Raw genomic sequence first — 3309 nt, forward strand, 5'->3', positions numbered from 1 at the left:
GGGACGCGGGTGCGCAGCGTCTCGACCTCCAGCGCCTCGCCCGTGAAGCAGCGGTACGCGCGCACGAACCGCTCGCACGTCGGGTCGTCGGAGTCCGCGGCGGTGAGCGACTCGTCCTCCAGGTCGAGGCCCCAGACGAGGGGGTCGTGCACCTCCCCGACGACTCCGGAGAACTGCGCCAGGCGGTCGTCGTCGCCGTTCCAGGCCTGCGCGCCCGCCCGGTGCCGCGCCCCGCCGGGGCCCGGGGTGCCCGAGGCCCCCGGCTGCTGCTCGATCTCGTCCATCGGTACCCCCTCCGTGGCGACGACCGCCTTCCTCCGAGCCTGGACCGCCCCGCCCGCGGGTGGCAACGCGGCACGCCGTCACGCCCCTGGCGAACATGGGCTTACCGAGGGGTGTCGGTGAGTTGTGAGCGCATAGAGTCGTAGCGGTCAGGCTGTAGCCGTCAACCGACGGGGTGCAGGAAACGCCGCTCGTGAGGGAGCAGCACATGTTCGAGAGATTCACCGACCGAGCCCGTCGGGTGGTCGTCCTTGCTCAGGAAGAGGCAAGGATGCTGAACCACAACTACATCGGTACCGAGCACATCCTGCTCGGTCTCATCCACGAGGGTGAGGGCGTCGCCGCGAAGGCCCTGGAGTCGCTGGGGATCTCGCTCGACGGCGTCCGGACCCAGGTCACCGAGATCATCGGCGAGGGCCAGCAGGCCCCCAGCGGCCACATCCCGTTCACGCCGCGCGCCAAGAAGGTGCTGGAGCTGTCGCTGCGCGAGGCGCTCCAGCTCGGCCACAACTACATCGGCACCGAGCACATCCTGCTCGGCCTCATCCGCGAGGGCGAGGGCGTCGCCGCGCAGGTGCTCACGAAGATGGGCGCCGACCTGAACAAGGTGCGCCAGCAGGTCATCCAGCTGCTGAGCGGCTACCAGGGCAAGGAGCCCGTGGCCGCCGGCGGCCCGCAGGAGGGGCAGCCGTCCGGCTCCGCCGTCCTCGACCAGTTCGGCCGCAACCTCACCCAGGCCGCACGCGAGGGCAAGCTCGACCCGGTCATCGGCCGCGCGACGGAGATCGAGCGCGTCATGCAGGTGCTGAGCCGCCGCACCAAGAACAACCCGGTGCTGATCGGCGAGCCCGGCGTCGGCAAGACGGCCGTCGTCGAGGGCCTCGCCCAGGACATCGTCCGCGGCGACGTGCCGGAGACGCTGAAGGACAAGCAGCTCTACACGCTGGACCTCGGCGCCCTGGTCGCGGGCTCCCGCTACCGCGGCGACTTCGAGGAGCGCCTGAAGAAGGTGCTCAAGGAGATCCGCACGCGCGGCGACATCATCCTGTTCATCGACGAGATCCACACCCTCGTCGGGGCGGGCGCCGCCGAGGGCGCGATCGACGCGGCGAGCATCCTCAAGCCGATGCTGGCCCGCGGCGAGCTGCAGACCATCGGCGCGACCACGCTCGACGAGTACCGCAAGTACGTCGAGAAGGACCCGGCGCTGGAGCGCCGCTTCCAGCCGATCCAGGTCAACGAGCCGTCGCTCGAGCACGCCATCGAGATCCTCAAGGGCCTGCGCGACCGCTATGAGGCGCACCACCGCGTGTCCATCACGGACTCCGCGCTGGTCTCCGCCGCGCAGCTCGCCGACCGGTACATCAACGACCGGTACCTGCCGGACAAGGCGATCGACCTGATCGACGAGGCGGGCGCGCGCCTGCGGATCCGCCGCATGACGGCGCCGCCGGAGCTCAAGGCCCTCGACGAGCAGATCGCCGAGGCGCGCCGCGACAAGGAGTCGGCGATCGACGAGCAGGACTTCGAGAAGGCCGCCGGGCTGCGGGACAAGGAGAAGCAGCTCACCGCTCGGCGCGCCGACAAGGAGAAGGCCTGGAAGTCGGGCGACCTCGACTCGGTCGCGGAGGTCGACGACGAGCTGATCGCCGAGGTGCTCGCGATGTCGACCGGCATCCCGGTCGTCAAGCTCACCGAGGAGGAGTCCAGCAAGCTCCTGCACATGGAGGACGAGCTGCACAAGCGCGTCGTCGGCCAGGAGGCCGCGATCAAGGCGCTGTCGCAGGCGATCCGCCGCACGCGCGCCGGGCTCAAGGACCCGAAGCGCCCCGGTGGCTCGTTCATCTTCGCCGGCCCCACGGGCGTCGGGAAGACGGAGCTGGCCAAGGCGCTCGCCGAGTTCCTCTTCGGGGACGAGGACGCGCTGATCCAGCTCGACATGTCCGAGTTCTCGGAGAAGCACACCGTGTCGCGGCTGTTCGGCTCGCCCCCCGGGTACGTCGGCTACGACGAGGGCGGCCAGCTCACCGAGAAGGTGCGGCGCAAGCCGTTCTCGGTGGTCCTGTTCGACGAGGTCGAGAAGGCCCACGCGGACATCTTCAACTCGCTGCTGCAGGTGCTCGAGGACGGTCGCCTGACCGACTCGCAGGGCCGGGTGGTCGACTTCAAGAACACCGTGATCATCATGACCACCAACCTCGGCACGCGGGACATCGCCAAGGGCCTCCAGACCGGCTTCAACGCCGGCGGCGACCTGGTGACCTCCTACGAGCGGATGAAGGCGAAGGTCAACGAGGAGCTCAAGCAGCACTTCCGGCCGGAGTTCCTCAACCGCGTCGACGACGTGGTGGTCTTCCCGCAGCTCTCGCAGGACGAGATCATCGAGATCGTCGACCTGGAGATCGCCAAGCTCGACAAGCGGATGCGCGACCGGGACATGGGCATCGAGCTCACCCCCGCCGCGAAGCACCTGCTGGCGGAGAAGGGCTACGACCCGGTGCTCGGCGCCCGGCCGCTCAAGCGGGCGATCCAGCGGGAGATCGAGGACTCGCTGTCCGAGAAGATCCTGTTCGGCGACCTCAAGGCCGGCGATCTGGTGATCGTCGACGGCGAGGGCGAGGGCATCCTCGGGGAGTTCACCTTCCGCGGGGTCTCCAAGAGCGAGCACGAGCGCGGGCCGGTCTCGGTCGGCGCGAACGCGGCGCTCGACGCCCCTTCCGGCGTCTCGGTGCACGACCTGCCCCCGACCGGCCAGATGCAGGCCGGCGCGGAGTGACGCGCTGACCTGACCTGACGGTCGACCACGAAGGCCCCGGATCCACCAGGATCCGGGGCCTTCGTCGTGTCCGGGCCGCCGCGTCTCAGAAGTACGTCCCGCATCGTGAGACTTTCGGGCGATCTCTCGCGCAGGGCTTGCCAGGCGCCTACCTTCCCCGCCATGCACGCCGACGCGAACGGACTCCGGTCCCCGGGCACCCGCACCGGGGTGCGGCCCGTCGCCGTGCCGTGCTCGTCGGCTTGGTGGCC

General features: G+C 69.9%; 1 protein-coding gene and 1 pseudogene. One reads left to right on the plus strand and one right to left on the minus strand.

Going from position 1 to position 3309, the window contains the following annotated elements:
• A pseudogene (locus tag VIP82_RS11025) lies at positions 1-284 on the minus strand (hypothetical protein); the annotation flags it as partial.
• A 206-nt stretch (positions 285-490) separates the two neighbouring features.
• On the opposite strand from VIP82_RS11025, the gene VIP82_RS11030 reads away from it, so the two are divergent.
• Positions 491-3058, plus strand: coding sequence for an ATP-dependent Clp protease ATP-binding subunit (locus VIP82_RS11030; protein WP_331908478.1), 2568 nt, complete (start codon positions 491-493; stop codon positions 3056-3058).
• Positions 3059-3309: the final 251 nt, after the last annotated feature.

Origin of the sequence: Microbacterium sp., from assembly GCF_036566905.1 — a bacterium.
Classification (GTDB): domain Bacteria; phylum Actinomycetota; class Actinomycetes; order Actinomycetales; family Microbacteriaceae; genus Microbacterium.